Here is a 26,470-nt window from a genome sequence, read left to right as displayed (position 1 = left end):
AACGCTTCTCCTACTTTTGCCGTCTGATTCATTAAATGAAAATAGCATTAAGTATGAAAGAAGTAAATCCCCAAGAAACCAGCCGGGCATACGCCTTTGAAATGTGGATGAACGCACCCATGCCAATGGTGACGTTCTTTAAGACACTCAACGTGTCACGCCTTGTGAAAATCAGTCGGAAATCGGGCATGAAGTTTAATATGTTGATGTGCTGGTGCATCGGCAAAGCCGCAAGGAGCGTGAAAGAATTTTATCTGCTGCCCGTAAACGACAAACTGATGCAGTACGATACCATTGCAGTAAACACCATTGTCGCCAACAGAAAGGGCGAGGTAAGTTCGTGTGATGTTCCTTTCTGTGATGATTTATCTTTATTTAATCAACACTATCTGCAACTAACCAAACAAGTGGCTGAAAGTTGCGTCAATCACGACTTGACGGAAAGCATGGTTATCGGAACTTCCGCCTTGGCACAATATGAAATAGACGGGGCTGTCGGGATGTATAGCGGCATTTTTAATAATCCGTTTCTTATTTGGGGCAAATACAAACGTCGCCTGATGAAAACGACGCTCACCGTTTCTTTCCAGTTCCACCACACGCAAATGGACGGGGCGCACGCTTCCCGCTTTTTAGATGGGGTTCAGAAAGAAATCAACCAAATGAAAATATAGTTGAAAACAACTTTGGAAAATAAAAGGTAAAATTGGCGAGATTGGACAATCATATATCTATGAAAACTCTATAATTTTGCAAATTATATTGTTATAGATGAAAAATAGCACCGAAAATATATATAAACAGAAGGTCAATCAAGTAATTGATTACATAAATTCCAATTTGCATCAGCCATTACAGTTGAATGTAATAGCCGATATAGTAAATATGTCTCAACGGCAATTACTTCGGATGATGAGTTCTGCTCTGAAAGAACCATTATATACTTATGTGGCAAGGCAACGTGTAGAACGAGCCGTACTATATATGCAAATTGAAGATATGAGTTTACAGAATTTGGCTGGGTTAGTCGGCTACGACAATCCACAATCATTCTCCAAAGCATTTAAGAAACAATTCGGTGTTTCTCCAAAAGCCTATATCAGTAAATTAAAGAAGCGATTAAAAGAGTTTGTACATGATGGAAAGCAGTATGACTTATATTCTGATGCTTATGATTTTGAGGGATTAGATTTAGTATATATCCGTATATGGGGCAAGTATGGAGAGGAAGAGCCTTATGAAACAGCGTGGAGTAAATTGATACATTTCTTAAAGAAAAATGACTTACTTACATCCGACACACGCTTTATCGGGTTAAGTTTTGACGACCCTAATGTAACAAAATCTAATCAATGTCGTTTCTATGCCTGTGCATCAGTGCAAAAAGAAATTATACCCACTTGCGAATTTGGTACAATCCGGCTACCACAGGGTAAATATGCGGTCTATACGTTGCAGGGATATTATACTGATTTGCAGGACTGGTATAACATCATTAACGTAAGTCAAGAATATTCACTTCGTCATGGGATGTCTTTTGAGGAATATATCAATTATTCAAAAGAAAATAGAAATGATAACATTACAAAAATCTACATACCTATAAAATAAATAGAATCATGGAAAATAATTTACCTAAATATATAACGCTGACAGAAAATAATATAGATAAAGACCATATCTGTTGCGCATTCTCTGACAAAAAATGCTTGGCGGGGTATGAGTTGAAAAAAGAATGGCTAACGAAAGAATTTGCCAATGGCTATGTTTTCAGGCGGCTTGATGCACGAGCCAAAGTTTTTATAGAATATGTTCCTGCTGAATATGCGTGGCTTCCGGTTACTGCTCCCAATTATTTAATGATTAATTGTTTTTGGGTTTCAGGGCAGTATAAAGGGCAAGGGCATGGATATAATTTGCTTCAATCTGTAATTGAAGATGCTAAAAAGCAACAGAAGAATGGATTAGTCACTGTTGTGGGTACAAAAAAGAACCATTTCATGAGCGATACGAAATGGTTATTGAAACACGGATTTGAAGAAATAGAAAGGCTTCCGAATGGCTTTTCATTGTTGGCGATGAATATTTGTGACAATGGTGTAGTTCCATATTTTAATGACTGCGCAAAAATCGGAGAATGTACCGATAAACAAGGACTGGTTGCCTATTATTCAAGTCGTTGTCCATACACGGATTATTATGTAAATGGAATGTTACGTGTTCTTGCACAAGAAAAGAGTATTCCTTTAAAAGTAATCAAGCTGGAAACGAGAGAACAGGCACAAAGTTCTCCCACACCAGCCACTATTTTTTCTCTTTTTTACAATGGAAAGTTTGTAACTACGGATTTAAGCGTTTGTACAGAATCTAAATTTATAAAATTAGTAAAATGAAAGAGTTGGCTAATAATATATTAGCCCAAATAGAGGTCGATATTTCGGAAATCGACCTCTACGGCTATGATATTATCGAAACCTCTCTTTCAATGGTGCATAAGCTGCAAACGGTTCTTGATGAATTGAGGGTAAAAATACAAACCTATATATTTCCAACCAAAGAGGATGAAATCTTATTTTTCAAGACACAGAAACCGGAATTACTTGGTCGGTTGCTATTCTTCTATAAAATATATAAGATTGAAACACAATGTCCTAATGGTAGTGATGAAGTGATTAGAAATTATATCAATCGGGAACTGGATAATCTGACCTATTTTTTCAATCGTAATTTAGACTTTTATCAATATTACCGTTCACACTCCACTGTGTATGATGAATATTATTTTGTTCGTGGAAAAGCCGATTTGCGGTTATGTACCGATAGCGCACAATTCGATAAAGACCCTAATTTCTCAACCGGATATGACTATAAAGTGGCAAAGATTATCGCCAATGAAATGCTGCGCATTTATTTGAATAAGCGATTGGTAAAACTGGTAACGAATAATCAGATAGAAGATAACCTACAAAGATGCTTCAAATACCCGTTCCGCTTCACAGGCAAAAAGTCATATCTTATCGAACTGGGATATTCTCTTGTATCTTCGGGCGACATAAACAATGGCAATGTGGAAATAAAAGAAATGATGAATTTCCTTAGCACGATATTCCACATTGATTTAGGAGATTATTACGCTTCATACATAGCCATGAAGGAGAGAAAAGACCGAACGGCATATCTTCATCATCTGATAGAAAGCCTTGTTAAGCGGATGAATGAGGATGATATGAAATAATCTCCAGTATTCCAGTATGTAGAAGTACCATGTTCTCCCCAACATGGTACTTTCTTTTTATAGTGAAATCTACTTTGAAAAATGACATTTCGGGGAGCTTTTACGCCAATACTCCCCTAAAAATAGCTTGAAAAAAAGTAATACCATGATAGATATAACCATGACTTTTAGGTTATTTCTTCTCCCGAACTTTGCGGCAAATCAATAAGTTAGCAATATGGAGATTATAACATTCGAGTCAAAAGCCTATAAAGAACTTGACAACAAGATTACAGCCATTGCAAATTACATCTTTAATCATTTGGATGCCAACAAGCCTGATGAAGATGAAATTTGGGTAGATAGTTACGAAGTATGTACATTCCTGAAAATCAGCGACCGAACATTGCAACGCCTACGGGCAGCAGGGTTAGTTTCCTATTCTGATATAAAAGGGCATTATTTCTACAAAATCAAGGAAATAAAACGATTGTTAGAAGAACGTCTGATAAAAAGAGACAGGGAATGTATAAATGACTTAATAACCAACCATCAACTCTATGTTAAGGAAAGAAGAAATCTTAGAAAGGACAAATAACGGCTTGTCGGTGTTCAAGCACTACCTGCCCGGTAACTGGCGCATCGGTCGGAACTTCCTCAATCCGCTATACGAGGACAGCAAGGCTTCCTGCAACATCTATTTTGACCGACACAGCGGCATGTACAAGATGAAGGACTTCGGCGATGACCGTTACAGCGGCGACTGCTTTTTCCTCGTGGGGCAACTGAAAGGGTTGGACTGCAACCGGGCTTCGGACTTCATCGAGATACTGGCGACCATCGACCGGGACTTGGGATTGGGGCTAACTTCCGGCATCCCGGCGGTTGTCCCGCCAACGGCTAACCACCGGGCGGCAACAGTCAAGAGGGAGGACACACCCGAAAAGCCCGCCAAGCCCTACCAGTTCCGGGAACAGAAGTTCACTTCCGCCGAACTGGAATACTGGCGGCAATACGGCATCACGCCCGAACTGCTGGAGCGGTACAAGGTCTGCTCGCTCCGGGAATACCGCAGCGAAACGGTGGAGGGGAAGCCATACGCCTACATTTCATCAGCGGCAGAACCCATGTTCGGCTACAAAGGCAAACAGCATATCAAGCTGTACCGACCGTTCTCCACACCCCGCTTCCTCTATGGCGGCAGCTTCGGCGAGAACTATTGCTTCGGGTTGGAACAACTGCCCGCCAAAGGCGATACATTATTTATTACAGGCGGCGAGAAAGACGTGCTTTCGCTGGCGGCGCTTGGTTTCCATGCCATCTGCTTCAACAGCGAGACGGTAACTATTCCGGCAAACCTGATTTTCAGGCTGTCTTTCCGCTTCAAGCACATTGTCCTGCTCTATGATACAGACAAGACGGGCAGGGAAAGTGCCTGCAAGCAGGAAAGGCTGTTGGCGGAGTTCGGCGTAAAACGCCTGCTGCTTCCGCTGCCCGGTACGAAAGAGGAAAAGGATATTTCCGACTACTTCAAAGCTGGGAACACCCGTGAGGATTTCCTGAAACTGTTCATCGAATTTTTAGACAACCTGTATAGCGACACACTCATCATGCTTAAATCGTGCGAGATAGACTTCAACAATCCGCCTGCCAAAGCGCAGGTGATTATCTCGGCGGGCGATGTCCCGCTGGGTACGCAAGGCAACCTGTTCGGCATCACGGGCGGCGAGGGAACGGGCAAGAGCAACTATGTAGCCGCCATCGTGTCGGGCTGCGTATGCCCGGCGGATGCGGAGATAGACACGCTCGGCATCCACGTAACGCCCAACGGAGGGCGCAAGGCGGTCTTGCTCTATGATACCGAACAGTCGGAAGTACAGCTTTTCAAGAACGTAAGCAACCTGCTGGCACGTGCGGGGCAAAAGGAAAAGCCGGAAGAACTGAAAGCGTTCTGCCTTACGGGAATGTCCCGAAAGGAACGGTTGAACGCCATAATACAAAGCATGGATAAGTTCTACTACCAGTATGGCGGCATCCAGTTGGTTGTCATTGACGGCATCGCCGACCTCGTAAAGAGTGCCAACGATGAAGCGGAAAGCGTGGCGGTGATAGATGAACTGTATCGGTTGGCGGGTATCTACAACACCTGCATACTTTGCGTGCTTCATTTTGTCCCGAACGGATTAAAGCTGCGTGGACATCTGGGAAGCGAACTACAAAGGAAGGCAGCTACCATCCTGTCAATCGAGAAAGACGATGAACCCACGCAATCGGTAGTGAAAGCCCTGAAAGTAAGGGACGGAAGCCCGCTGGACGTGCCGCTGATGCTTTTCGCATGGGACAAGAAAGCTGGGATGCACACGTACCGGGGCGAAAAGCCACGTGAAGAAAAAGAGAGGCGCAAGGAAAGGGAGCTGGTGGGTGTAGCCCGTGATATTTTCGGGCGGCAGACACACATCACCTACATAGACCTTTGCGAACAGTTGCAACAGGTACTGGACATCAAGGAGCGGACAGCCAAGAACTATATCCGTTTCATGCGGGAGAAAGAAATCATCCTGAAAGACCCGGCAAACCAGAGTTATTTTATGATAGGTCTCATTTAATTTCAATTGGGGGTAGCTTATGTATATAGACAATGACAACTTCGTGGCATGGATGGAGCGTATCATGGACAGGCTCGACATGCAGGATAAAAAGATAGACCGTCTGATGAACAGCCACAACTGCCTGAACGGTGAAAAGCTGCTCGACAATCAGGACTTGTGCTTTATGCTCAAAGTGAGCGTCAAGACCTTGCAGCGTTACCGGAAGAAAGGCATATTGCCCTATCTTCTTCTGGACGGAAAATATTACTATCGGGCAAGCGACATACACAGGCTTATTCGTGAGCGCACGGATTAGACCGTGTTTTTTGTCATCATTCAATTAGTCGTGTCCTGCCCTGTTGTGATAACACGGCAGGATTTTTTTATTGTATGCCATGATTTCTAAATGATTTTCATTACATTTGCAGAAATAACATAAGAGAATAACGGCGATTGAACAGCTTTGACTGTGATTTCGTCTTTATATATAACATATTCGTTCGCCGAATATCTCACTACGAAAACTGGCACTTTTCAAAAATGACGAGATTTTCAGCGCAATGTCTATGCTATGCTTTGTCATAGCGTGGGCTTGCCTGTTTCGTCATTTAGGTATGCCAGTACCTCGTAGTGGAGCAGTGTAAGTTCACGCTTCTTTTTTTAGGTACTGGCGGACAGTTGAACATGGACATCAAACTGTTAAATACCTGATAGTATGAAACAAATAAAAGCGCACATCGCCGTATCTCTTGACGGACATACAGCTACCTTAGACAAGGAACTGGACTGGTTACCCCGTGAAATAAAAAACATCATTGGCAAGCAATACTTGGAAGCGGATTGCCTGCTCATGGGAGCGAACACCTACAACTACATTTTTGAACACTGGGGCGGGTGGCCGCACAAAAGCAAGAGGTCTTTTGTGGTGTCACACTACGACACCAACGTAACGCCGGACTACGGGGTGGAGTTCCTGACCGAAGAACCGCTGCAAAAGGTTTATGAACTGAAACAAACGCATGACATACTGGTGGTGGGTGGCGGAAAACTGATTACCTCGCTGATAAAAGCCGGACTGCTGGACAGTCTGACAATCTATACCGTTCCCGTCATGATAGGCAAAGGCATCGGCTTTGTCGGGGAAACGTTCGGCTCGCAGTGGAAGTTGTCGGAAAGTAACGTATTAGGAAACGGAATTGTCCGTTCGACCTACCTGTTTGACGGGGACATATAAAAAATGCGCCCGGTTTCCCTCCGGGCGCAACCACTAAAATTTCAATTATCATAAGCCTTAAAACCCATCACAATGAAATTTCAGCGGTAAAGATAAGTCATTTCTTCGGCTTTCCTTTCTTTTCAGGGAATGAAAAAACGACATTGAACTGTTCGTCCAGTACCAGCGAAGCATCGAAAACCTTGCCGTTCTTTCCCTTGAAGCCCTTGATTAACCCGGTCTTCCGCTTCGTCACCAGTTCGACAACCTGCTTATCGGTCAGTTGCTTGTCGCACTTGTTACGGAATATGGTAAGCGTACAGTCCACGTTGGAACATTTCGCCACTTTCGGGTAGAACAGGATGCGTCCGCTGCCACATTTCGGACAGGGACAGGTTTCACCTCCGGCAATGGACAGTTGTACGGAAAGCAGTTCCACCGTGATTTGGGCGGCATATACCTCGATGCCTTTCCTGAATGTGTCGGCATCCATGCAGCCCGCTTCTATCTTGGCAAGGGCGGTTTCCCACATACCCGTCATTTCGACATCGGCAATCTTCTTGTCCTTGACAATCCTGTAAACGGCAAGTCCCTTTTCTGTGGGTATAATATTCTTTTTCTCACGCACGATGTACTGGCGTGCGAACAATGTTTCTATAATCGCCGCACGAGTGGCTGGCGTACCTATCCCGGCATCTTTCAGGCTGGCTTTCAATTCGGCATCCTCCAGTTCCCTTCCCGCATTTTCCATTGCGGCAAGCAGGCTGCTTTCCGTATGCAGCGGCTTCGGCTTGGTCTGCTTTTCGAGCAGATCTACGCCGGAGAGCAACAAGGTTTCTCCCTCCTGAAGCTGTGGCAGTCCGGCAGCTTCTCCGTCCTCGCCTGCTTCCTGTTCGTTGAACACAGCCCGCCATCCGGCTTCTTTCATTATCGCCCCTTTTACGGTGAAATCGGTATTTCCGGCGGACAATACAGCAGTGGTAACGTCTTTCACGCATTTGTCCGAAAAGGCTTCCAGCATACGCCCGGCTACCAGTTCATAGACCGCCCTTTCATCTTCGGAAAGTTCATCGGGCAGGTTCTCGGTAACGATTAAGGCATGGTGGTCGGTTACCTTGCCGTCATTCACGCTGCGGCGGTTCAGTGTGTTGCTGTTCAAGCTGGCAGCATATCCGGCAAAGCGGTGGTATTGTCCCAACAGTGCGATGCGTTCCGGCATTTCCTCGAAAACATCCTCCGAAATATAACGGCTTCCGGTTCTCGGATAGGACATCACTTTCTTTTCATACAGGCTTTGCGCTATCGAAAGCGTCTTGTCCGCTGAAAAATCCAGCTTCGTGTTCGCTTCCTTTTGCAATGTGGTAAGGTCGTACAAAAGGGGCGGTTCTTGGCTGGTTTCTTTCTTCTCAACAGACTTCACCACAAGCTGCCCGGCATCCTTTACCCGTTGCAGGGCGGCTATGGCATCGGACTGCTGTTCCCACTTGTCGGTCGATTGGGTGGTGAAACCTATTCCCCCGCTGGCGGTCGCCGCTTTGAGCTGCCAGAACTTGGTCGGGACAAAATTCCTGTTCTCCAAAAAACGGCTGCATATCATCACGAGCGTGGGTGTCTGCACCCTGCCCAACGAGAACACGCCCTGTCCGGCGGCTACGCTCAACGCTTGGGTGGCGTTTATCCCTATCAGCCAGTCGGCTTCACTACGGGACTTGGCGGAGAGGTAGAGGTTATCGTAACGTCCGCCCGGCTGCAAATTGTCCATCCCCTCACGGATAGCCTTGTCGGTAAGGCTGCTTATCCACAGCCGAACAAAAGGCTTGCGGCAGTTCAGGTAATGGAATATATACCTGAAAATCAATTCCCCCTCACGCCCGGCATCGGTGGCGACAATAATCCTGTCGCACTGGTCGAACACCTCCTTAATCACTTTCAACTGTTTCAACACGCCGGGGTCTGCCTTGTAGCCCTTCTCGGCTTTCACCTGACGGGGGATTAGCCGGAAATCGGACGGAAGTATGGGCAGGCTCTCCCTGCGAAAATTTGCCACGCCGTAGGCTTCGGGCATGGCAAGCTGTATCAAGTGTCCGAACGCCCATGTCACCATGTACCCGTTGCCGGACAGATACCCGTCATTCCTTTGTGTCGCCCCGATAATCCGGGCGATGTCTTTTGCCACGCTGGGCTTTTCCGCTATCAATGCAATCATAATTCTTCACTTTTTAATGGTAGGTACTACATTTTCATCCCTCTGGACTTCTTGGGTTTGTCCGTTTTCAGGCTCTTGTCCTGTGCTTTTTCCTGTTTCTCTTTCTGCTTGGCGGTGGGTTTCTGTTGTCCCTGTTTCAGCGGCTCTTTGGTCTGTTTGGTTGCTTCATCGGTCTTTCCTCCAGAATTGACCGCTACCTGCGTCCGGCTCTCGGAAACGGGGATAACATCTTTCGGCTGCACCTTGCCGGAGGATTTGCCCTGTACTCCGGGCTGCACATGACCGTTGAACTCCACACCCTTGCCGTCCTTTAATCCTGTGACCTGCTGCTGTGCGGGCTGCTGCCCCTGCTGCAAGAACTGGACGGCAGACCTCGGCAGGAACTCCAAGCCACGCTCCACTGCGCTGACTTGAAGATAGGCACTGCGTTTCGTCCCGTCCTTGAATTGCAGGTTTTCCATCTTGACGGGTTTCCCAGCTTCAAAAGCGGCTTTCTGTTCCGGGCTTACTTTCACGCCACAAACGGTATCGGGGCATTTCCACTTGTCTGCCCGCATGTACTCCAGTTCATGGGTGTATCTGTCCCGGCTGACGAACACGGGGATTTGCTCCCCGTTTTTCGGGTCTTTGATTTGGATAATACCGCCCAGATTGCCAGTTCCCAGCAGGTTGCCTTGTTCCTGCTTGGAAAATTCGTGCCCGTTATACGGGCGTTGAAGCAGCTTTTCATCCATTTGCACGCCGTGCAGCTTAGGCACTACCGTCCCGTCCTTTGCCTGATAGAAAGAGAGCTTGACATCGGTAGGTTTAAGGTAGAAGCCGCCTACCGTCCCCGAAACGGTATAGGTGTTGCGGGATTTGTAGCCACGCATCACCCTGTCGAAATCCTTTGTGTTTTTCAACGTGTCGGCGGTAATGCCGACTTTCTTCAAGTCCTCCCAATTGATTTTAGCCGGGTCGAAACGGTAGTCCTGCCTGCCCCCGTTATTGTCGGGATTCGGAACTCGCAACATTTCCGCCCGTCTGTCGCCCTCCGGCGTGGGGTTGCGGTGGTTGTCCTCGATAGCTTTTGCGTCCTGTTCCGCTTCCGTAGCCTTGCAGCGGAACAAAGCCAGTCCCTCCGTGTCCTGATACCTGCGGAAAAAATTGGAAATGAAGTTGCTGAACACATCGCTGTTCCTGTCCACCTGCATAAACTCACCGCTATGGGATTGGGTCGGTTCTACGGTCTGCAAATTGCCCTCGTTGTCGATACCTTTAACGGCACTCACTTTCCCCTGCTGTTTATCCAAGACCAGCAGCACGTCTTTTTCCTGCCCCTCTGCGGGCGGGTTCATTCTGTTTGCCATAAATAATTGGAATTTTAGTGGTTACGGGATTATTCCCATCCAAAGGTAACGACTAAATATGCTATATTTTGACAGGTGGCAATGAGTGTCCCGATTTGTCCTGCGGTGTCCCGGTTTGTCCGGGTAGGATAAATCTCCAACTGATGATTGGAGAATTAAAAAGGGCATAAAAAAAGAGAGCGAAGTCAATCACTCTCTTTTGATGAGCCATTTATGAGCCATTTAATCATGTCTCTTCCGGCTAATAATCAGCATTTTGCAAAAAAACGGCATTATATCCGTGATACGTTAGTGAGCCATTTAGGTGTATAATAAGTTCCCTTACCCACTTTTCCCTGCATATCCAGCCAGCCGTTCATTTGCTGGAGTATGCGGGAAGCTGTCGGTTTGCTTACTCCCAAAATTTCCTGCACGTCCGAGTTTGTCACACGCCCGTTCTTGGCTGCATACTCTATAACAGGAATATACCTTTCATCCACCCGCTGCACCAGCAGTTGAGAACGTATATCGGTATAATAGGTAATCATCAGACCGCTTAACATTTCAAGTCGGGGCGGCAGCAATTTGTATGCGCTGACCGCTTCCAAGATACGCTTGTAGCCCCGTCCCCAGCTTTCGATGTCCCCGCTTCTGAAAAATGCGTTGGCAATTAACGGGTTATATGGAGAGGATGGATGGTTTTCAAAAAGCCTTTCGGTAGTCCAGTTCTCCGGCAACTGCCCGGCGTTCCAAAAAGTGATATGGTCGGGAAATACGCTAATCTGAACGGGCACGGCACTGGCGTAGTCTTTATGTGCTACGGCATTCATCAACGATTCCCTGATGGCTTCTACCGGGAACTGCGGCGTTTCACGCCGAGAAATTCCCTCGTATGAGATACGGTAAATCAGGTATTTGCTTTTTATCAAATCCATAGCCTTGTCCACCTGCTCCATCAAAGCACCGTGAATTTCGTCCTGAAACTCCAGATTGCCTTTGTCATCCCGGAAGAAACCAATCTTTATATATGCACCGAACACAAACCTTTCAGGGTCGGGATGGAACAGCAGCAGTGCTGCACGGTTCAAATGTCCGTCCTCGTCTATCAGACGTAAATCATGCAGCAGGTGTTCGGTCTTATCTTTCAAAACACCTTCGTCCACCCGTCCGCTCCTTGCCGCTTCCTTACGGAAACGGTTCAATGCGCTTTCCGACAGTTCTTCTATTTTGGCTCTTTCTATGGGAAACTCGTCCCAATGCCTGCCTGTACGTTGCAGGATAAAGCGGTTCAATGCCGCACCTTTCAACTCCTGTTTCGTGCTGCCGCTGCGGTAATGGTATTGACCTTTATAATTGATAGGGTTCGAATAAGGCGGCACGTCAATTTCCACATACTCCAACCCGTCTTTGTCCAACAGGTTCACGTCCACAATGATACCCAGCACATCACGGACTTTGTTCGGTATGTCCTCCAACAGCTTCTTGGCATCGGCAACACCGACCACCTGCCCGCTGTCATTCATGCCTATATATATCTTGCCGCCTGCGGCATTGGCAAAACCACATATCCATTTCAGATAGTCGTCCCGCCAGCTTTCTTTCCATTCTATATTTTGGTTCTCATTCATAATCATTTCTTTGTCTGCAAAATTAGCAAAAATACTGTGTGTCAGGAAAGAATATCGGTTATTCTTCCTCCTCCTTAATCAAATGGCACAGCTCCGGGTCATTCTTGATACGGGTTATCTCGTCTTCGACAATCTGCCGGACTTCCTGACGGATGCGTTCGTAGTTGGCTTGTATTTCCTCCTGCATCCGGTCGTTGCCATCCTTGTCGGTGAAGTCGATAATCTGCGGCAGCTTCACGTAACGGGCAGTTTCCCGTTTCACCTTCTCGTTGTCCACCACGATTTCACAGTGGAAAATCTTCTGTTCTATCCGTTCATCGAAGTTGTCCGCCACCGCCCCCACGAACATGCCTTGCGTGAGGTTGGATATTTTGCTGGCAGGTATCAGGCTGTCCATCTGGGTGCTTATCGAGGTGGACTTCTCCCGCTGGTTGATTGTCATGCTCTGCCGTTTCTGCAACACCTTCCCGAAACGCTCCGACAGGATTTTTGCCGTTTCCCCGACCACCTGACCGCTGAACACGTTGCCTACCGTATTTTGTATCACACGGCTTTCCTTGTCCCCGTAGTCACGGGTAAGCTGGCTGTAATCCTGAAAGCCCAGCAGAACCGCCACCTTGTTGCTTCGGGCGGTCGCAATCAGGTTGTCAAGACCACGGAAATAGATAGTGGGCAACTCGTCTATAATCACTGAACTTTTAAGCTGACCTTTCTTGTTTATCAGCTTCACTATTCTACTGTTATACAATCCCAGTGCCGCCGAATAGATGTTCTGGCGGTCGGGATTGTTGCCGACAACCAGTATTTTAGGCTCTTTCGGGTTGTTTATATCCAGCGAGAAATCATCGCCCGTCATTACCCAGTAAAGTGCCGGGCTTATCATACGTGAAAGCGGTATTTTGGCACTCGCTATCTGCCCCTGCAACTGCTCTTGGGCATCTGATTCCCAAGCGTCCACGAACGGGGAAAGATAATTTTCCAGTTCGGGATAGCTGCGCAAAATCGTGAACACATCGGCGTATTTCTTGTTCAACAGTTCAATGGCATGGGGAAACGTGCAATACCTGCCGCCCTGATAGATGCGCAAATACCAAATGATAGCCGCCAAAAGGATAATCGGGCTTTCCACGAAGAAGTCGCCCTGCTTGGTTATCCAACTGCGATTGAGGTTGAGCATTATCGTGTAGCTGGCTTCGTAAGCGTCCGCTATGTCCGACATGAAGCTGGCATTTATCGGGTTGCACCGGTGGCTCCTGCGTGGGTCGTCAAAATTGATAATGTAAAACTTGGGCTTGACCTTGTAGCCGTCCAAATGCGTGAGCAAATGATTATATGCTATTTCCGACAGGTCGGGAAACTTATAATCATAACAGTAGAGTGCAAAACCCTTCTCGATTTGCTGTTTTATGTAATTGTTTACCACTGCGTATGACTTTCCGCTTCCCGGCGTGCCCAGCACAAGGCTGGCACGGAACGGGTTCACCACATTTATCCACCCGTTGTTCCATTTCTTCTTATAATAGAAACGGGTGGGCAGGTTTATCGAATACTCGTTCTCGATAAGCCGGGTTTCCTGCTGGAAACTCTCGTTCTCGGTGTTAAAGACATCATCCATAAGGTTGTTCTTCAACAGGCGGGACATCCATGTACCCGCCATGAGCAGGCATATATAGCCCACAGACAGCGTGGCGATGTAAAATGCCGTGTCCGCCGTATGCGGCAAGGGCAGTTCCAGCAGCCACCAGTTCAGGAAAAACAGGACGAAACCCACCGCAAGGCAGCAATGTATCTTCGTCCAAGTTATCTTCTCGTTCTTCACTCCTTTTGTCCCGATGCACGACAGGGCGAGAAACACCACCGCAAAAAGTTTCGTCCACAGCATGGACGAGAACAGCCCGGTGGTACGCTGGAAGTTCCACAAAATCTTGTCTATCACCTCAAAGGTTACTCCCCATCCTTTCAGGCTGGAGTAACAGAACCAGTACATGTTTATTCCCACGAATAAAATACTGATTGCCCGCATAAAGTCCATGACCCTTGCAAGCCCCCTCAAATCATCTTCCTGTTGCATAGTCGTATATTTTTAAGTTATTCGATGCGTCTTGTGCGCTTCTTTTTCTTCTTTCTCTTTTGCCCGGCGGTGTCCTGCGGCGGTTCTTCTCCTATAGAAGATCCGCCGAACAACCCGCCCAGTCCGCTGACCGGAAGCCGTGCCGCCGTATGCGTCTGCTGCGTGAAGTCCTGCCCTTGTCCCCGCTGCGGAGCAACGCTTTCGGTCTGTCCCGTTTGGACATCCGAATACAGGTCATTGAACACGTTCGCCGAAAACTCCTTGCCCAAACGTGAACCGTTCAATACCACCCGGCTGTCGTGGTCGATGAACGTAACGCCATAGATGCGCCCGCTGTCGTTCTGCCGGAACACCACGTCAATGCCCTGCCGTTTCAGTTCCTGTTCAAACTTTTGTCGGTTACGGGTGGTCTGCATGGCTGCGGCGACAATCTTCCGGGTACGCTCTTTCAGCTTCCCGTCCTTAATCGTTTTGCCAGACTTTTCCATCCTGCACAGCACCGCTTCGTAGCCCACCGACTTGCCGATGCGGGATGCCTTTACCGGGTTGCCCACCTTTTCGCCCTTATCGTCCGTGGCGGAATAGACAATGCCCTGATAGGGTCTGCCGTTTATTTCCCCCTTGACTTCCTCGGCGCACACGTTGCAGGTGGCAAGCAACGCCCTGTACTCCCCGAACGACTGGAAGCGGTAGCCGTAACAAGCCGCTTTTACGGTATTGCCAATCTGGTGCTTCACGTCCCCGGCTGCGTAATCGACCTTTTTAAGTTCGGGGCGTTCGGCACGCTCCTTTCTCTCCGCCGGATGCAGGTTGTATTTCCGTTCCAGTTCACGGGTAATCTGCTTGCTTCTCCGGTGCTCGAACCTGTCATTCAGAGGCTTGCCGTTTTCGTCCACCCGTAAGCCCACGATGTGGATATGGTGGCGGTCGATGTCCTCGTGTTTATAGACCAAATAAGGCTGGTCGCCATAGCCCAACTTCCGCATATACTCCCGTGCGATGTCGGAAAGTTGGCTGTCCGAAAGCACGTCTTCCGGGTGCGGGTTTATGGAAATGTGCAATATCGGCTTCTTGGTGGACAAATGGACGGGCATCTGCATTTCAAAGCTGCGCATACACCCGCCGATGCTGGAATGCCCGTCCTCGTCCAACAGCATTTTATTGGAGAAAAGCACCTTCGCTTCCCCGTTGTCCACCTTTTCCTGATTGTATGCCAGTGCGCCGAACATGGAACTTCCCGTACTTATTTTGGCAACCATAGTTCCCTGCACTCGTTTGTCAGGTCGATAACCTGACGGTTCAACATAGCCAGTTCGGTAGTCGCTTTCTCCAGTTTATAGAGAAAAGCGAGTGCCTTTTTCTCCGAAAAGTTGCTATTTAGAGCCTTTACCACTTGGTTGTAATTGACCGCTACCGCTCTGAATTGCGCATAAAATTCGGTCAGTCGGGCGCAATACTCGACCGCCGACTTGTCCACTTTCACCACCCGGAACGGCTCGCCGAAGATACGTGCGGCGATGAAACGGGATTTGCTCAAAACACCCGACTGCTCCCACTGCGAGAGGAAGCGGGCGTTCTCCCGGTCGTTCAGGTAAAGTACATGGCGATGTTTCGCCGGGTCTTGGAGGGCGGGGCGACCGCCCTTGCTGTTTTTCCTTGTTTCCATACTTCCTTGAATTAAAAAATCACGACTTCGGAGTGGTTTTTACCCCCGCAAGGGGCAAGGCGTTTTCAGGCACGGAAAACGGTTTCGTGTGCCACGAAACACACCTTGCTATTTTCTGGCGAAAATCGAAAATCCGTCCGGGACGGATTGGGGTCTGCATCAGACGGCAAGCCCTGCCGTTCACCAGCACCGTTACACGTCTTTACCCCTTGCGGCTCGTTACTCCGCTGCAAAGTAACGGTGATTTATAATGCTGTAAAATAGGCAGTTGGTGGACAAACTGGGACACGAAAGGACAAATCGGGACACATCTAAAAACGGACGTTTTTTCTCCTTTTATTTGCATAAGATTTCAAGATTGAAAGACACATTTCAATCAGGCAAGAACGGTTGAAAGCAGGATTTCAAGAAAACGTGATTGTTGGATTTCAAGAAAGAATGAAAGCAGGAAAACAAGATTGAAATAAAGCAGTCTTTCCATATTTCAAGCCTGCAATATGGAAAGCCCGAATGATTGGAAGCAATAAACAAATATATCAACCAATAATGAACGGAAGCAATATGGAAAACAAGAAAACACCCCTTTATGTCGCCTTTTCCACCCAGAAGGGCGGGGTCGGCAAAACCACCTTTACCGTGCTTGCGGCGAGTTACCTCTATTACCTCAAAGGCTACGATGTGGCGGTAGTCGATTGCGACTACCCGCAACACTCCATTGCCGGGATGCGCAAGCGTGATGCCGAACAGGTCGGGGCGGACGAGGATTACAAGCGCATGGCGTATGAACAGTTCACCCGTCTGGGGAAGAAAGCCTACCCGGTGCTGTGCAGTTCGCCCGAAAAGGCGATAGCCACGGCTGACGGATATACGGCAGAAGCCGGACACGTACCGGACATCGTGTTTTTTGACCTGCCGGGCACGGTGAACAGCGAGGGCGTGATAAACTCCCTTGCGGGCATGGACTATATCTTCACCCCGATTTCCGCCGACAAGGTGGTTCTTGAAAGCAGCCTGTCGTTTGCGGTGGCTATCCAAAAGCTGCTGGTGAGGAATGAAGCCTGCCGCCTTGCCGGGCTGTACCTCTTCTGGAACATGGTGGACGGTCGGGAGAAAACCGACCTCTATGCCGCCTATGACAAGACGATAAAGGAACTGGAACTGCCGCTGATGAAAACCTTTATCCCCGACACCAAACGCTACAAAAAAGAACTGATGACGGACAGGAAGGCGGTGTTCCGCTCCACGCTCTTTCCCGCCAGCCGCCCGCTGGTAAGGGGCAGCAACTTGGAAGAACTGATAACAGAAATGATGTATTACATTAAATTACAATGATATGGCAAAGCAAAACGGCACTCTGCCGAAAATAGACGAGGATTTCATGCGGGAACTTATCTCGCAGGGTGTCCCCGCCAAGCAGGACAAGCAGCCGGAGGACATACCGAACCCCGGCGGCGAAACAGGCATCCCCCAAGAGGGACAACAGACGGAAACGGTACGGATGGAGAAACCGACACCCCGCAGGCGCAAGGGTTGCACGGGTGACTACCGGGAAACCTACTTCCAGAAAGTGGAACTGGCAGACCGACAACCCTTGTACGTGAGCCGAGCCACCCACGAGAAACTGATGCGTATCGTGACGGTGATAGGCGGGCGCAAGGTGACGGTAAGCAGCTACGTGGAAAATATTCTGCTGCGGCACTTCGAACAATACCAAGACGAGATAAACGCCTTGTACGAAAGCCACTTCCAAAAGCCTGTCTGACTATGGTAACCTATTGCATACTTACCGGGCTTCTGGTGTACTATATCGCCCTGTGGCTGTGGTATCGCCATGCGGACAACAGGCGTTCCGAAAAGGGAACAAATGATAAAACCGTTCCCGAAAGTCAGGCGGACGGCTACACGCTGATAGGCGAGAGCCGCTACAAGGGTGGACTAATCGGGACAGTGCAGGACAAATCGGGACACCTCCCGCAAGCGGCTGAAAATGATACTATTTTTGCGGCGCAAGCTGCCGGACAACCGGACGAAACACCCGACTACGGGGATGACGAACCCGATTACGAGGACGAAGAAATATCCGGGTACATGGACGGGTACGATGATACGGGCAGGGCTGCTGGCGTGAGCTTTGAGGAACTGGGCGAAACGGTACGCACGGCGAACGCCGACAACTCCACCGAAGCGGAACAGCGGCAAGCCGCCGTGACGCTGGCACGGATTGAGGGGACGAACCTCTACGATGCGGTAGTGGAGAACATCAACGGCGGGCTGGCAAAGGTGGCGGAACTGCTTAAACGGAACGAAGCCGGGCTGGTTACGGCTACCGTTTCTGCCGAAACCGCCCCACTTGCAAGCAAGGAATACGAAGCGTTCAATATGGACGATTTCCTATAATATAATAATGTATAGCAATATGAAGCAACGTGATTACGGTTGATTGGCAATACTGACACCAACAGACGGCATCCGTGCCGCAACCACTAAAATTTCAAATTATTCATCCGCCGTGCGGCAGCGGACTATCCACCCGCTGTCCCGGCATTAAAATCCAATTCGCAATGAAAAAGAAAATCTTTTTGTCGGCGGCTCTCCTTGCCGCTGTGGTAAGTGCCTACGCACAAGGTAACGGACAGGCGGGCATTACCGAAGCCACCAACATGATAACCGGGTATTTCGACCCCGGAACAAAGCTGGTGTACGCAATCGGGGCGGTCTGCGGCTTGATTGGCGGTGTAAAGGTGTATAACAAGTTCTCAAGCGGTGACCCCGATACCAGCAAGACCGCCGCAAGTTGGTTCGGGGCGTGCATCTTCCTGATTGTCGCCGCCACTATCCTGCGTTCGTTCTTCCTCTAAAACGGCGGCTATGTCTGAATATCCGGTAAACAGGGGTATCGGGAAGCCGGTGGAGTTCAAGGGGCTGAAAAGCCAGTACCTTTTCATCTTTGCGGGCGGCTTGCTCGCCGTGTTCGTGGTGTTCATTGTCCTGTTCATGGCAGGCGTGAACCAGTGGCTATGTATCGGTTTCATCGTGTCGGCTTCGCTGCTGCTCGTATGGCAGACGTTCCGGCTCAACGCCAAGTACGGCACGCACGGACTGATGAAAGCTGCCGCCCGCAAAAGACATCCCCGCTTCATCATCAGCCGAAAGGCGATACCCAGATTATTCACCTATAAAAAAAGAAAGGAAGAAAGACCATGAGGAATATGTTAAAGGCTACCACGCTGGAAAGGAAATTTCCCCTTTTGGCGGTGGAGAACGGCTGCATCATTTCAAAGGATGCCGACATAACGGTGGCTTTCCGGGTGGAACTGCCCGAACTGTTCACCGTTACCAGTGCCGAATATGAAGCCATACATTCGGCATGGTACAAGGCAATCAAGGTACTGCCCGACTATTCCATAGTACACAAGCAGGACTTCTTCATCACGGAGAACTACCAGCCCGACACCGGAAAGGACGAACTCAGTTTCCTGTCCCGGAGTTTTGAGCGGCACTTCAATGAACGCCCGTTCCTGAACCATTACTGTTACCTGTTCCTGACAAAGACGACAAGGGAGAGAAGCCGCCGACAGAGCGACTTCTCCACCCTCTGCCGGGGCAGGATTGTTCCGCAGGAGATAGCGGACAGGGAAACGGCTATGAAATTCATCGAAGCGGTCGGACAGTTCGAGCGTATCATGAACGACAGCGGGTTTGTCACGCTTACCCGGCTGGCAGTACCGGAAATCACCGGGCAGGACGGAAAGGCTGGCATCATCGAGAAATACTTCTCGCTTTCACAGACAGATACCACCTGCCTGAAAGACATCGGGCTTTACCCGGAAGAAATGCGTGTCGGGGACGACATACTGTGCCTGCACACGCTTTCGGACGTGGAAGATTTGCCGGAAAAGGTCGGTACGGACACACGGTTTGAAAAGCTGTCCACCGACCGGAGCGACTGCCGCCTGTCATTCGCCGCCCCGGTGGGCGTGCTGCTGTCGTGCAACCACGTCTATAACCAATACATCTTCATAGACGACCATGCCGAAAACCTGAAAACGTTCGAGCAGACCGCCCGGAACATGCAGTCGCTTTCCCGCTACTCCCGTGCCAACCAGATAAACAAGGAATGGATAGACGAGTACCTGAACGAAGCGCACAGCAAGGGGCTTGTTTCCGTGCGCTGCCACTGCAACGTCATGGCTTGGAGCGATGACCGGGAGGAACTCAAACGCATACGCAACGATGTGGGAAGCCAGCTTGCCCTGATGGAATGCAAGCCACGCCACAACACGGTCGATACGCCCACGCTCTTTTGGGCGGGCATACCGGGCAACGAGGGGGACTTCCCGGCGGAAGAAAGTTTCTACACGTTCTTGGGGCAGGCTCTCTGCCTGTTCGTGGAAGAAACGAACTACAAGAGTTCGCTTTCGCCCTTCGGCATCAAAATGGTGGACAGGGTGAGCGGGCGACCGCTGCACATCGACATATCAGACCTGCCCATGAAGAAAGGCATCACGACCAACCGCAACAAGTTCATACTTGGGCCGAGCGGCAGCGGGAAGTCTTTCTTCACCAACCACATGGTACGCCAGTATTACGAGCAGGGGGCGCACGTGCTGCTGGTAGATACGGGCAACAGCTATTTGGGGCTGTGCCAGCTTATCCACAACCGCACGCACGGCGAGGACGGGATTTATTTCACCTACACCAACGAGAACCCGATAGCGTTCAACCCGTTCTATGTCGAGGACGGGGTATTTGACATAGAGAAGAAAGAGAGTATCAAGACCCTTATACTCACCCTGTGGAAGCGGGACGATGAAGCCCCGAAGCGGTCGGAAGAAGTGGCGTTGTCCAATGCGGTAAGTGCCTATATCGAACGTATCACGGGCGACAGGTCGGTAACACCCTGCTTCAACACGTTCTACGAGTTTGTCCGGGACGAATACCGCCGACAGCTTGAACGGAAGAATGTCAGGGAAAAGGACTTTGACATTGACGGCTTCCTGAACGTGCTTGAACCCTATTACAAGGGCGGCGAGTATGACTACCTGCTCAACTCCGACAAGGAACTGGACTTGCTGCACAAACGCTTTATTGTCTTCGAGCTGGACAATATCAAAGACCACAAGATACTGTTCCCGATAACGACCATCATCATCATGGAAGCCTTTATAAACAAGATGCGCAAATTGAAGGGAATAAGAAAATTAATCCTGATTGAAGAAGCGTGGAAAGCGATAGCGTCGGCGAACATGGCGGACTACATAAAATATTTGTACAAAACCGTCCGAAAGTATTTCGGGGAAGCGATTGTGGTAACGCAGGAAGTGGAGGATATTATTTCCTCGCCTATCGTGAAAGAGAGCATCATCAACAATTCGGACTGCAAGATTCTGTTAGACCAAAGGAAATATCTCAACAAGTTCGACAGCATACAGAACCTCTTGGGACTGACCGACAAGGAACGTTCGCAAATATTGTCCATCAACATGGCGAACCATCCCGGACGGAAGTACAAGGAAGTGTTCTTCTCGCTGGGCGGCACGCAGTCGGCGGTGTACGCAACGGAAGTTTCGCTGGAGGAATATTACACGTACACGACCGAAGAAAGCGAGAAAACGGAACTGTTCGCCCTTGCCGACAAGCTGGGTGGCAACCTTGAACTGGCTGTCAAACGGCTTGCGGAGAGCAAAAGAAATCCCGGATTATCAACCACCTAAAAATAAACGATATGAAATTAATGGACAATCTGATTTACACGCTGCTGTCCGCCTGCCTGCTGGCTGGCTGTAAGGACAGTGAAAGCAAGGAACTGGAAAGGATGCAGGGCGACTGGGTACACGTCAGGGGACACCCGGCTTTCACACTCACGGAAACGGACGGCAGATACACCGTCATCCGTAAAGCGAATGTCAGGGGCAGGGTACTGGAAACTACTTATCCGGTGACAGAGCGGAACGGCTGCCTGTTCATTGAAACAGGCTTCGGCATACAGTTCACCTACGACAAAAGGAACGACCGGATAACGCTCCTGCCCAGCGGCGAATACAGGCGTGTTACAAATCCTAAAAACAAAAAATGATGAAAAGAACGATTCTTCTTATGGCGGTATGCCTGTGCTTCATGGGCAGGGCATCCGCCCAGTGGGTGGTGTCAGACCCCGGCAACTTGGCTCAGGGCATCATCAACACCGCCAAACAGATTGTGGAAACGGCGGGAACGAAAGCCAACACCCTGAACGGCTTTCTGGAAACGCAGAAGATTTTCCAGCAGGGGAAAGCCTATTACGATGCGTCAAATCCGTGCATGATGTCGTCAAGGGCGGTATCAAGGTGAAGAAAAGCATCGAACTGGTGGCGGAAATCTCCGAAATCTACGTCAGGAACTACCAAATCATGCTCGCCGACCCGTATTTCACGGCGGACGAGCTGGCGACCATATCCTCCGGCTATGCCATGCTGCTGGACGAGAGTTCGGACGTGCTTCAGGACTTGAAAAATGTCGTGAACATCACGGGCATGTCTCTGACGGATGCCGAACGGCTGGCAATCATCGACAATGCCTACCGAAGCCTGATGAACTACCGCAATCTCGTGAACTACTACACCCGCAAGAACATTTCCGTGTCCTACCTGCGGGCAAAGAAAAAGAACGACACCGACCGGGTGCTGGCTCTCTACGGCTCGGCGGATGAACACTACTGGTAACATCAAACGGACATGCCTATGTTGTTAGCAGTGGATTTTGACAACCTGCACCAAGTGCTGCGGGTGCTGTATGACGAAATGATGCCCCTGTGCGGCAACATGACGGGGGTAGCCAAAGGGATAGCCGGGCTGGGTGCGCTGTTCTATGTAGCCGCCAAGGTATGGCAGTCGCTCGCACGGGCGGAAGCCATAGACGTGTACCCGCTTCTACGCCCATTTGCGCTGGGGCTGTGCATCATGTTCTTCCCCACGTTCGTGCTGGGGACTATCAACACGGTGCTGTCGCCGATAGTGAAAGGATGCAGCCAGCTTATGGAAACGCAGACCTTCGACATGAACGAGTACCGGGCACAGAAAGACAGGCTGGAGTACGAAGCCCTGATGCGAAGCCCGGAAACGGCATACCTCGCTTCGGACGAGGAATTTGACAGGCAACTGGAGGAACTGGGCTGGTCGCCCTCCGACATGGTTACCATGACGGGCATGTACATGGACAGGGCGGCATACAACATCAAGAAATCCGTCCGGGACTGGTTCAGGGAACTGCTGGAAATACTCTTTCAGGCAGCGGGGCTGATTATCGACACGCTGCGCACGTTCTTCCTGATAGTGCTCTCGATACTGGGTCCGCTGGCGTTCGCCCTTTCCGTCTATGACGGTTTCCAAAGCACGCTGACCCAGTGGATTTCACGCTATATCTCGATTTACCTGTGGCTTCCCGTGTCGGACTTGTTCAGCAGCGTGCTGGCACGCATACAGACACTGATGCTCCAGAAGGACATCGAGCAGCTTTCCGACCCGAACTTCATACCGGACGGGAGCAGTACCGTGTATGTAATCTTTATGATTATCGGCATCGTGGGCTACTTCACCGTTCCGACAGTGGCAGGCTGGATTGTGTCAGCCGGGGGTACAACCGCATACAACCGCAACCTGACACGTGCGGGCGCACTCACGGGTGCGGCGGCAGGTGCGGCAACCGGAAAGATTGCAGGAAAACTTCTCAAATAACCAACTTCAATTTTTAGAATATGGAATTCAAGTCATTGACGAACATCGAAACGAGCTTCCGGCAAATCCGGCTCTTTGCGCTGGTATTCATCTGCCTGTGCGCACTGGTCACGGGCTTTGCCGTGTGGAACTCGTACAGCTTCGCCGAAAAGCAGCGGCAGAAGATATACGTCCTCGACAACGGCAAGAGCCTGATGCTGGCTCTCTCGCAGGACATGGCGCAGAACAGACCGATTGAAGCGAAATCGCACGTGAAGCGTTTCCACGAACTCTTTTTCACGCTCTCGCCCGACAAGGACGCCATCGAGGGAAACATCAAACGCTCCTTGTTCCTCGCCGACAGGAGTGCGTTCAACTACTACAAGGACTTGTCGGAAAAGGGCTACTACAACCGTATCATTTCGGGCAACATCAACCAGACGGTGGAGATTGACAGCGTGAAATGTGACTTCAACCAGTACCCCTACAAGGTGAGAACCTATGCCCGGCAGCTTATTGTCCGGGAAAGCAGCCTGACGGTCAGAAGCCTTGTCACCACGTGCAGGCTCCTGAACGCCACACGGAGCGACAACAACCCGCACGGCTTCATCATGGAAGCGTTCACGATTGACGAGAACAGGGATTTGCAAACCATTAAACGATAGCCTTATGGAGAGGAAGCGAAATTACATTGAAACGGTGCGGGACTGGGCGGATGAACGCCTGCGCCGCCTGTGCGGGCGTATCACGCCGGGCAAGCGGCTGGCGGTCATCCTCGTGATGTCCGCCCTGTTCGGCGGCTTGTCCCTCTATATCACCGTTTCGTCCATTTACAACATCGGGAAACGGGACGGGCAAAGGCTGCAAATCGAACACATCCGGCAGTTCCCGCTACATGGTAACGACAGTATCAATTTAACAAACAGACCTGAATATGGAAGAAGTACAGAAAAATGAACCGGGCAGACAGCCCGAAAAGGAGAAGAAGCCCAAACGGGAACTTTCCCCGAAAGAGGTGCAGCGGCGCAGGAAAATGATAGTCTTCCCGCTGATGTTCCTCGCCTTTGCAGGGTGCATGTACCTGATATTCGCCCCCTCCGGCAAGGAGAAAGCGGAAACGGAAAGCGTGGGCGGTTTCAATGCCGACATCCCGCTGCCCGCAGAGGACGGGATTATAGCGGACAAGCAGACCGCCTACGAGCAGGCGATGATGAGCCGGAAACGGCAGGACAGGATACAATCCCTTCAGGACTTCGGTTTCATAGGGGACGATGAAACCGAAGAACCGCAGGCGGAAGCCGGACTGATGCCGGAAGAAGATCCGAAGCCCGTGCGGGGCGGCGGCGCTTCTTCCTCGGCGACCGCCTACCGGGACATCAACCGCCAGTTGAGCACGTTCTATGAAACGCCCCCGGAGGACAGGGAAAAAGAGGACTTGAAACGGCAGGTGGCGGAACTGACCGAAAAGCTGGAACTTCAGCGAGAAGCCACGCCCACCGCTGACGAACAGATGGCTCTATTGGAAAAGTCATACGAGCTTGCCGCCAAATATGCAGGCGGCGACAGGCAGGCGGCACAAGTGCCAGTCGTGGGCGACATCGAAAAGAAGCCGGAAGCGGTGTCCGTGCAGGCAGTACGGGAAAACGCCGTTTCAGGGCTGCAACAGCCCATGAGCGATGCCGATTTTATCCGTGCTTACAGCCAGCCACGCAACTACGGCTTCAACACGGCGGTAGGAACGGGCTACGCAATGGGCAGGAACACGATAGCCGCCTGCATCCATCAAGACCAGACGCTGACGGACGGGCAGGCGGTAAAACTCCGTCTGCTTGAACCCATGCAGGCGGGCAACATCGTCATCCCGAAGAATACCCTTGTGGCGGGTACGGCAAAGGTACAGGGCGAACGTCTCGACATACTGGTGTCCTCGATAGAGTATGCGGGAAACATCATCCCGGTGGAACTCGCCGTGTTCGACACGGACGGGCAAAAGGGGCTTTCCGTCCCGTCCTCGATGGAGCAGGAAGCGTTCAACGAGGCGATAGCGAATATCGGCAGCGGGCTGGGTACAAGCATTTCCTTTACGCAGAACGCCGGGCAACAGGTGGCGATGGACGTTACAAGGGGGCTGATGCAGGGTGCATCCGGCTACCTTGCCAAGAAGTTCCGAACCGTGAAAGTGAAGCTGAAAGCCGGGTACAGGGTGATGCTTTACGCCAAACAGCAATAATCATTTGACAAACCACTAAAATTTGGTTCATCCGACATTTCGCGTGATGCGGCAATCATGGAGTGCATATAACCTTAGCTCAAAGTATCGTTCATCCCTAAATCCGTATGCCGCTCTCTTCAAGACCTTTATCTTGTTGTTGATTCCTTCTACTTTTCCGGTCGATATATGACAGTCGTACCATGCGAGTATGCCTGTTCTGTGTGCCATTACTGTGGCTGCCATCTTCACCAGTTGCGGCACTTTGCTTTCTTGGGCTTGCTTTACCCAATCCAGCATGACCATTTCAGCATTGTTCTTATTGACTTGCGTCCAGATTTCCCTGAGCTGTTCTTTCAGGTAGTATGCCTGCGACAGGGGCTTGTTCATATCCAGCGCGTTGTCAAGCCGTGTCTTATACTCCTTGTCGAAGATATCCGCCCCATTACTCAGTAACAGGTATCGCGTACCTTTCAACACCTTACGTTTGTTGATGTCTTTTTCCATGTGGTATTGTATCCTGCGTATCTCATCCAGCTTCTCGTTCATAAGCTTTACCACATGGAAATGGTCAAACACGTGCACCGCATTTGGGCAATTCTCATATACAGAGGAGATAAAGGCGGCAGAGAGGTCTGTTGCAATATATTTGATGT

26 protein-coding genes and 1 pseudogene are annotated in these 26,470 nt (G+C 49.8%); 20 read left to right on the top strand and 7 right to left on the bottom strand.

Annotation, left to right across the window (positions count from 1 at the left end; all coding sequences use genetic code 11):
• Window positions 1-53: 53 nt before the first annotated feature.
• The 8 genes from I6E24_RS04565 to I6E24_RS04530 all read left to right on the top strand — a co-directional run bounded on the left by I6E24_RS04565 (window position 54) and on the right by I6E24_RS04530 (window position 7,036).
• Window positions 54-674, top strand: coding sequence for a CatA-like O-acetyltransferase, family 2 (locus tag I6E24_RS04565; protein ID WP_004347720.1), 621 nt, complete (start codon window positions 54-56; stop codon window positions 672-674).
• A gap of 97 nt (window positions 675-771) precedes the next feature.
• Window positions 772-1,611 (top strand): AraC family transcriptional regulator, encoded by an 840-nt coding sequence (locus tag I6E24_RS04560; RefSeq protein WP_235326603.1) that lies wholly within the window; start codon window positions 772-774, stop codon window positions 1,609-1,611.
• Between the two features lie 8 nt (window positions 1,612-1,619).
• A complete protein-coding gene (locus I6E24_RS04555) occupies window positions 1,620-2,393 on the top strand; it encodes an N-acetyltransferase (protein WP_117463701.1) in 774 nt (257 codons plus the stop codon).
• Window positions 2,390-3,235 (top strand): RteC domain-containing protein, encoded by an 846-nt coding sequence (locus I6E24_RS04550; RefSeq protein ID WP_235326602.1) that lies wholly within the window; start codon window positions 2,390-2,392, stop codon window positions 3,233-3,235. The genes I6E24_RS04555 and I6E24_RS04550 overlap by 4 nt, the downstream gene beginning before the upstream one ends.
• Window positions 3,236-3,452: 217 nt before the next feature.
• On the top strand, window positions 3,453-3,812 hold the full coding sequence (locus tag I6E24_RS04545) for a helix-turn-helix domain-containing protein (RefSeq protein WP_117749055.1): 360 nt from the start codon (window positions 3,453-3,455) through the stop codon (window positions 3,810-3,812).
• Complete coding sequence (locus tag I6E24_RS04540; protein ID WP_235326600.1) at window positions 3,775-5,820, top strand: bifunctional DNA primase/helicase; 2,046 nt, start codon at window positions 3,775-3,777, stop codon at window positions 5,818-5,820. Before I6E24_RS04545 ends, I6E24_RS04540 begins: the two co-directional genes overlap by 38 nt.
• Before the next feature lie 19 nt (window positions 5,821-5,839).
• Window positions 5,840-6,118, top strand: a complete 279-nt coding sequence (locus I6E24_RS04535) for a helix-turn-helix domain-containing protein (protein WP_055095680.1) — start codon at window positions 5,840-5,842, stop codon at window positions 6,116-6,118.
• A 399-nt stretch (window positions 6,119-6,517) separates the two neighbouring features.
• Window positions 6,518-7,036 carry a dihydrofolate reductase family protein gene (locus I6E24_RS04530; RefSeq protein WP_235326598.1) on the top strand — a complete coding sequence of 173 codons (519 nt, stop codon included), beginning with the start codon at window positions 6,518-6,520 and terminating at the stop codon, window positions 7,034-7,036.
• A 97-nt stretch (window positions 7,037-7,133) separates the two neighbouring features.
• Here the strand turns inward: I6E24_RS04530 and I6E24_RS04525 are convergent, their stop codons facing one another.
• The 6 genes from I6E24_RS04525 to mobA all read right to left on the bottom strand — a co-directional run bounded on the left by I6E24_RS04525 (window position 7,134) and on the right by mobA (window position 15,914).
• Window positions 7,134-9,221, bottom strand: a complete 2,088-nt coding sequence (locus I6E24_RS04525) for a type IA DNA topoisomerase (protein WP_235326596.1) — start codon at window positions 9,219-9,221, stop codon at window positions 7,134-7,136.
• Window positions 9,222-9,247: 26 nt separating this feature from the next.
• A complete protein-coding gene (locus tag I6E24_RS04520; protein WP_235326594.1) occupies window positions 9,248-10,570 on the bottom strand; it encodes a DUF3945 domain-containing protein in 1,323 nt (440 codons plus the stop codon).
• 272 nt (window positions 10,571-10,842) lie between these two features.
• Window positions 10,843-12,177: an RNA-binding domain-containing protein gene (locus I6E24_RS04515; RefSeq protein WP_068856498.1), complete on the bottom strand. Its 1,335-nt coding sequence runs from the start codon at window positions 12,175-12,177 to the stop codon at window positions 10,843-10,845.
• 58 nt (window positions 12,178-12,235) lie between these two features.
• Window positions 12,236-14,248 (bottom strand): conjugal transfer protein MobC, encoded by a 2,013-nt coding sequence (gene mobC / locus I6E24_RS04510; RefSeq protein ID WP_235326592.1) that lies wholly within the window; start codon window positions 14,246-14,248, stop codon window positions 12,236-12,238.
• Between the two features lie 17 nt (window positions 14,249-14,265).
• Window positions 14,266-15,507 carry a conjugal transfer protein MobB gene (mobB, locus tag I6E24_RS04505; RefSeq protein ID WP_235326591.1) on the bottom strand — a complete coding sequence of 414 codons (1,242 nt, stop codon included), beginning with the start codon at window positions 15,505-15,507 and terminating at the stop codon, window positions 14,266-14,268.
• Window positions 15,492-15,914: a conjugal transfer protein MobA gene (gene mobA, locus I6E24_RS04500; RefSeq protein WP_235326589.1), complete on the bottom strand. Its 423-nt coding sequence runs from the start codon at window positions 15,912-15,914 to the stop codon at window positions 15,492-15,494. Before mobA ends, mobB begins: the two co-directional genes overlap by 16 nt.
• 546 nt (window positions 15,915-16,460) lie before the next feature.
• Between mobA and I6E24_RS04495 the strand changes: the two genes are divergently transcribed.
• The 12 genes and pseudogenes from I6E24_RS04495 to traM all read left to right on the top strand — a co-directional run bounded on the left by I6E24_RS04495 (window position 16,461) and on the right by traM (window position 25,835).
• Entirely contained in the window at window positions 16,461-17,246 is a 786-nt protein-coding gene (locus I6E24_RS04495; protein WP_235326588.1) for a ParA family protein, read from the top strand.
• Window position 17,247: 1 nt separating this feature from the next.
• Entirely contained in the window at window positions 17,248-17,676 is a 429-nt protein-coding gene (locus tag I6E24_RS04490; RefSeq protein WP_072531502.1) for a DUF3408 domain-containing protein, read from the top strand.
• A gap of 2 nt (window positions 17,677-17,678) precedes the next feature.
• Entirely contained in the window at window positions 17,679-18,311 is a 633-nt protein-coding gene (locus tag I6E24_RS04485; RefSeq protein WP_235326586.1) for a hypothetical protein, read from the top strand.
• Between the two features lie 164 nt (window positions 18,312-18,475).
• Complete coding sequence (locus I6E24_RS04480) at window positions 18,476-18,772, top strand: DUF4134 domain-containing protein (protein WP_068856491.1); 297 nt, start codon at window positions 18,476-18,478, stop codon at window positions 18,770-18,772.
• Window positions 18,773-18,782: 10 nt separating this feature from the next.
• Window positions 18,783-19,118: a DUF4133 domain-containing protein gene (locus I6E24_RS04475; RefSeq protein ID WP_072531505.1), complete on the top strand. Its 336-nt coding sequence runs from the start codon at window positions 18,783-18,785 to the stop codon at window positions 19,116-19,118.
• On the top strand, window positions 19,115-21,628 hold the full coding sequence (locus I6E24_RS04470; protein WP_235326585.1) for a TraG family conjugative transposon ATPase: 2,514 nt from the start codon (window positions 19,115-19,117) through the stop codon (window positions 21,626-21,628). Before I6E24_RS04475 ends, I6E24_RS04470 begins: the two co-directional genes overlap by 4 nt.
• A gap of 11 nt (window positions 21,629-21,639) precedes the next feature.
• Complete coding sequence (locus tag I6E24_RS04465; RefSeq protein WP_235326583.1) at window positions 21,640-21,990, top strand: DUF3876 domain-containing protein; 351 nt, start codon at window positions 21,640-21,642, stop codon at window positions 21,988-21,990.
• Window positions 21,990-22,615: pseudogene (locus I6E24_RS04460) on the top strand (DUF4141 domain-containing protein). The gene I6E24_RS04465 and the pseudogene I6E24_RS04460 overlap by 1 nt, the downstream one beginning before the upstream one ends.
• A gap of 18 nt (window positions 22,616-22,633) precedes the next feature.
• Window positions 22,634-23,626, top strand: coding sequence for a conjugative transposon protein TraJ (gene traJ / locus I6E24_RS04455; protein ID WP_106390565.1), 993 nt, complete (start codon window positions 22,634-22,636; stop codon window positions 23,624-23,626).
• 20 nt (window positions 23,627-23,646) lie between these two features.
• Window positions 23,647-24,270 (top strand): conjugative transposon protein TraK, encoded by a 624-nt coding sequence (traK, locus tag I6E24_RS04450; protein WP_068856486.1) that lies wholly within the window; start codon window positions 23,647-23,649, stop codon window positions 24,268-24,270.
• Between the two features lie 4 nt (window positions 24,271-24,274).
• Window positions 24,275-24,562 (top strand): TraL conjugative transposon family protein, encoded by a 288-nt coding sequence (locus I6E24_RS04445; RefSeq protein WP_117709841.1) that lies wholly within the window; start codon window positions 24,275-24,277, stop codon window positions 24,560-24,562.
• On the top strand, window positions 24,540-25,835 hold the full coding sequence (traM, locus tag I6E24_RS04440) for a conjugative transposon protein TraM (RefSeq protein ID WP_235326582.1): 1,296 nt from the start codon (window positions 24,540-24,542) through the stop codon (window positions 25,833-25,835). The genes I6E24_RS04445 and traM overlap by 23 nt, the downstream gene beginning before the upstream one ends.
• A gap of 27 nt (window positions 25,836-25,862) precedes the next feature.
• On the opposite strand, the gene I6E24_RS04435 is transcribed toward traM, so the two are convergent.
• On the bottom strand, window positions 25,863-26,470 hold a 608-nt coding region (locus tag I6E24_RS04435; RefSeq protein WP_235326580.1), incomplete at its 5' end, for a transposase.

It is taken from the genome of Bacteroides caecigallinarum, assembly GCF_021530995.1.
Lineage (GTDB): Bacteria > Bacteroidota > Bacteroidia > Bacteroidales > Bacteroidaceae > Phocaeicola > Phocaeicola faecigallinarum.
Note: the sequence above shows the minus strand (reverse complement) of the source record. Positions and strands in the feature narration are given on the sequence as shown.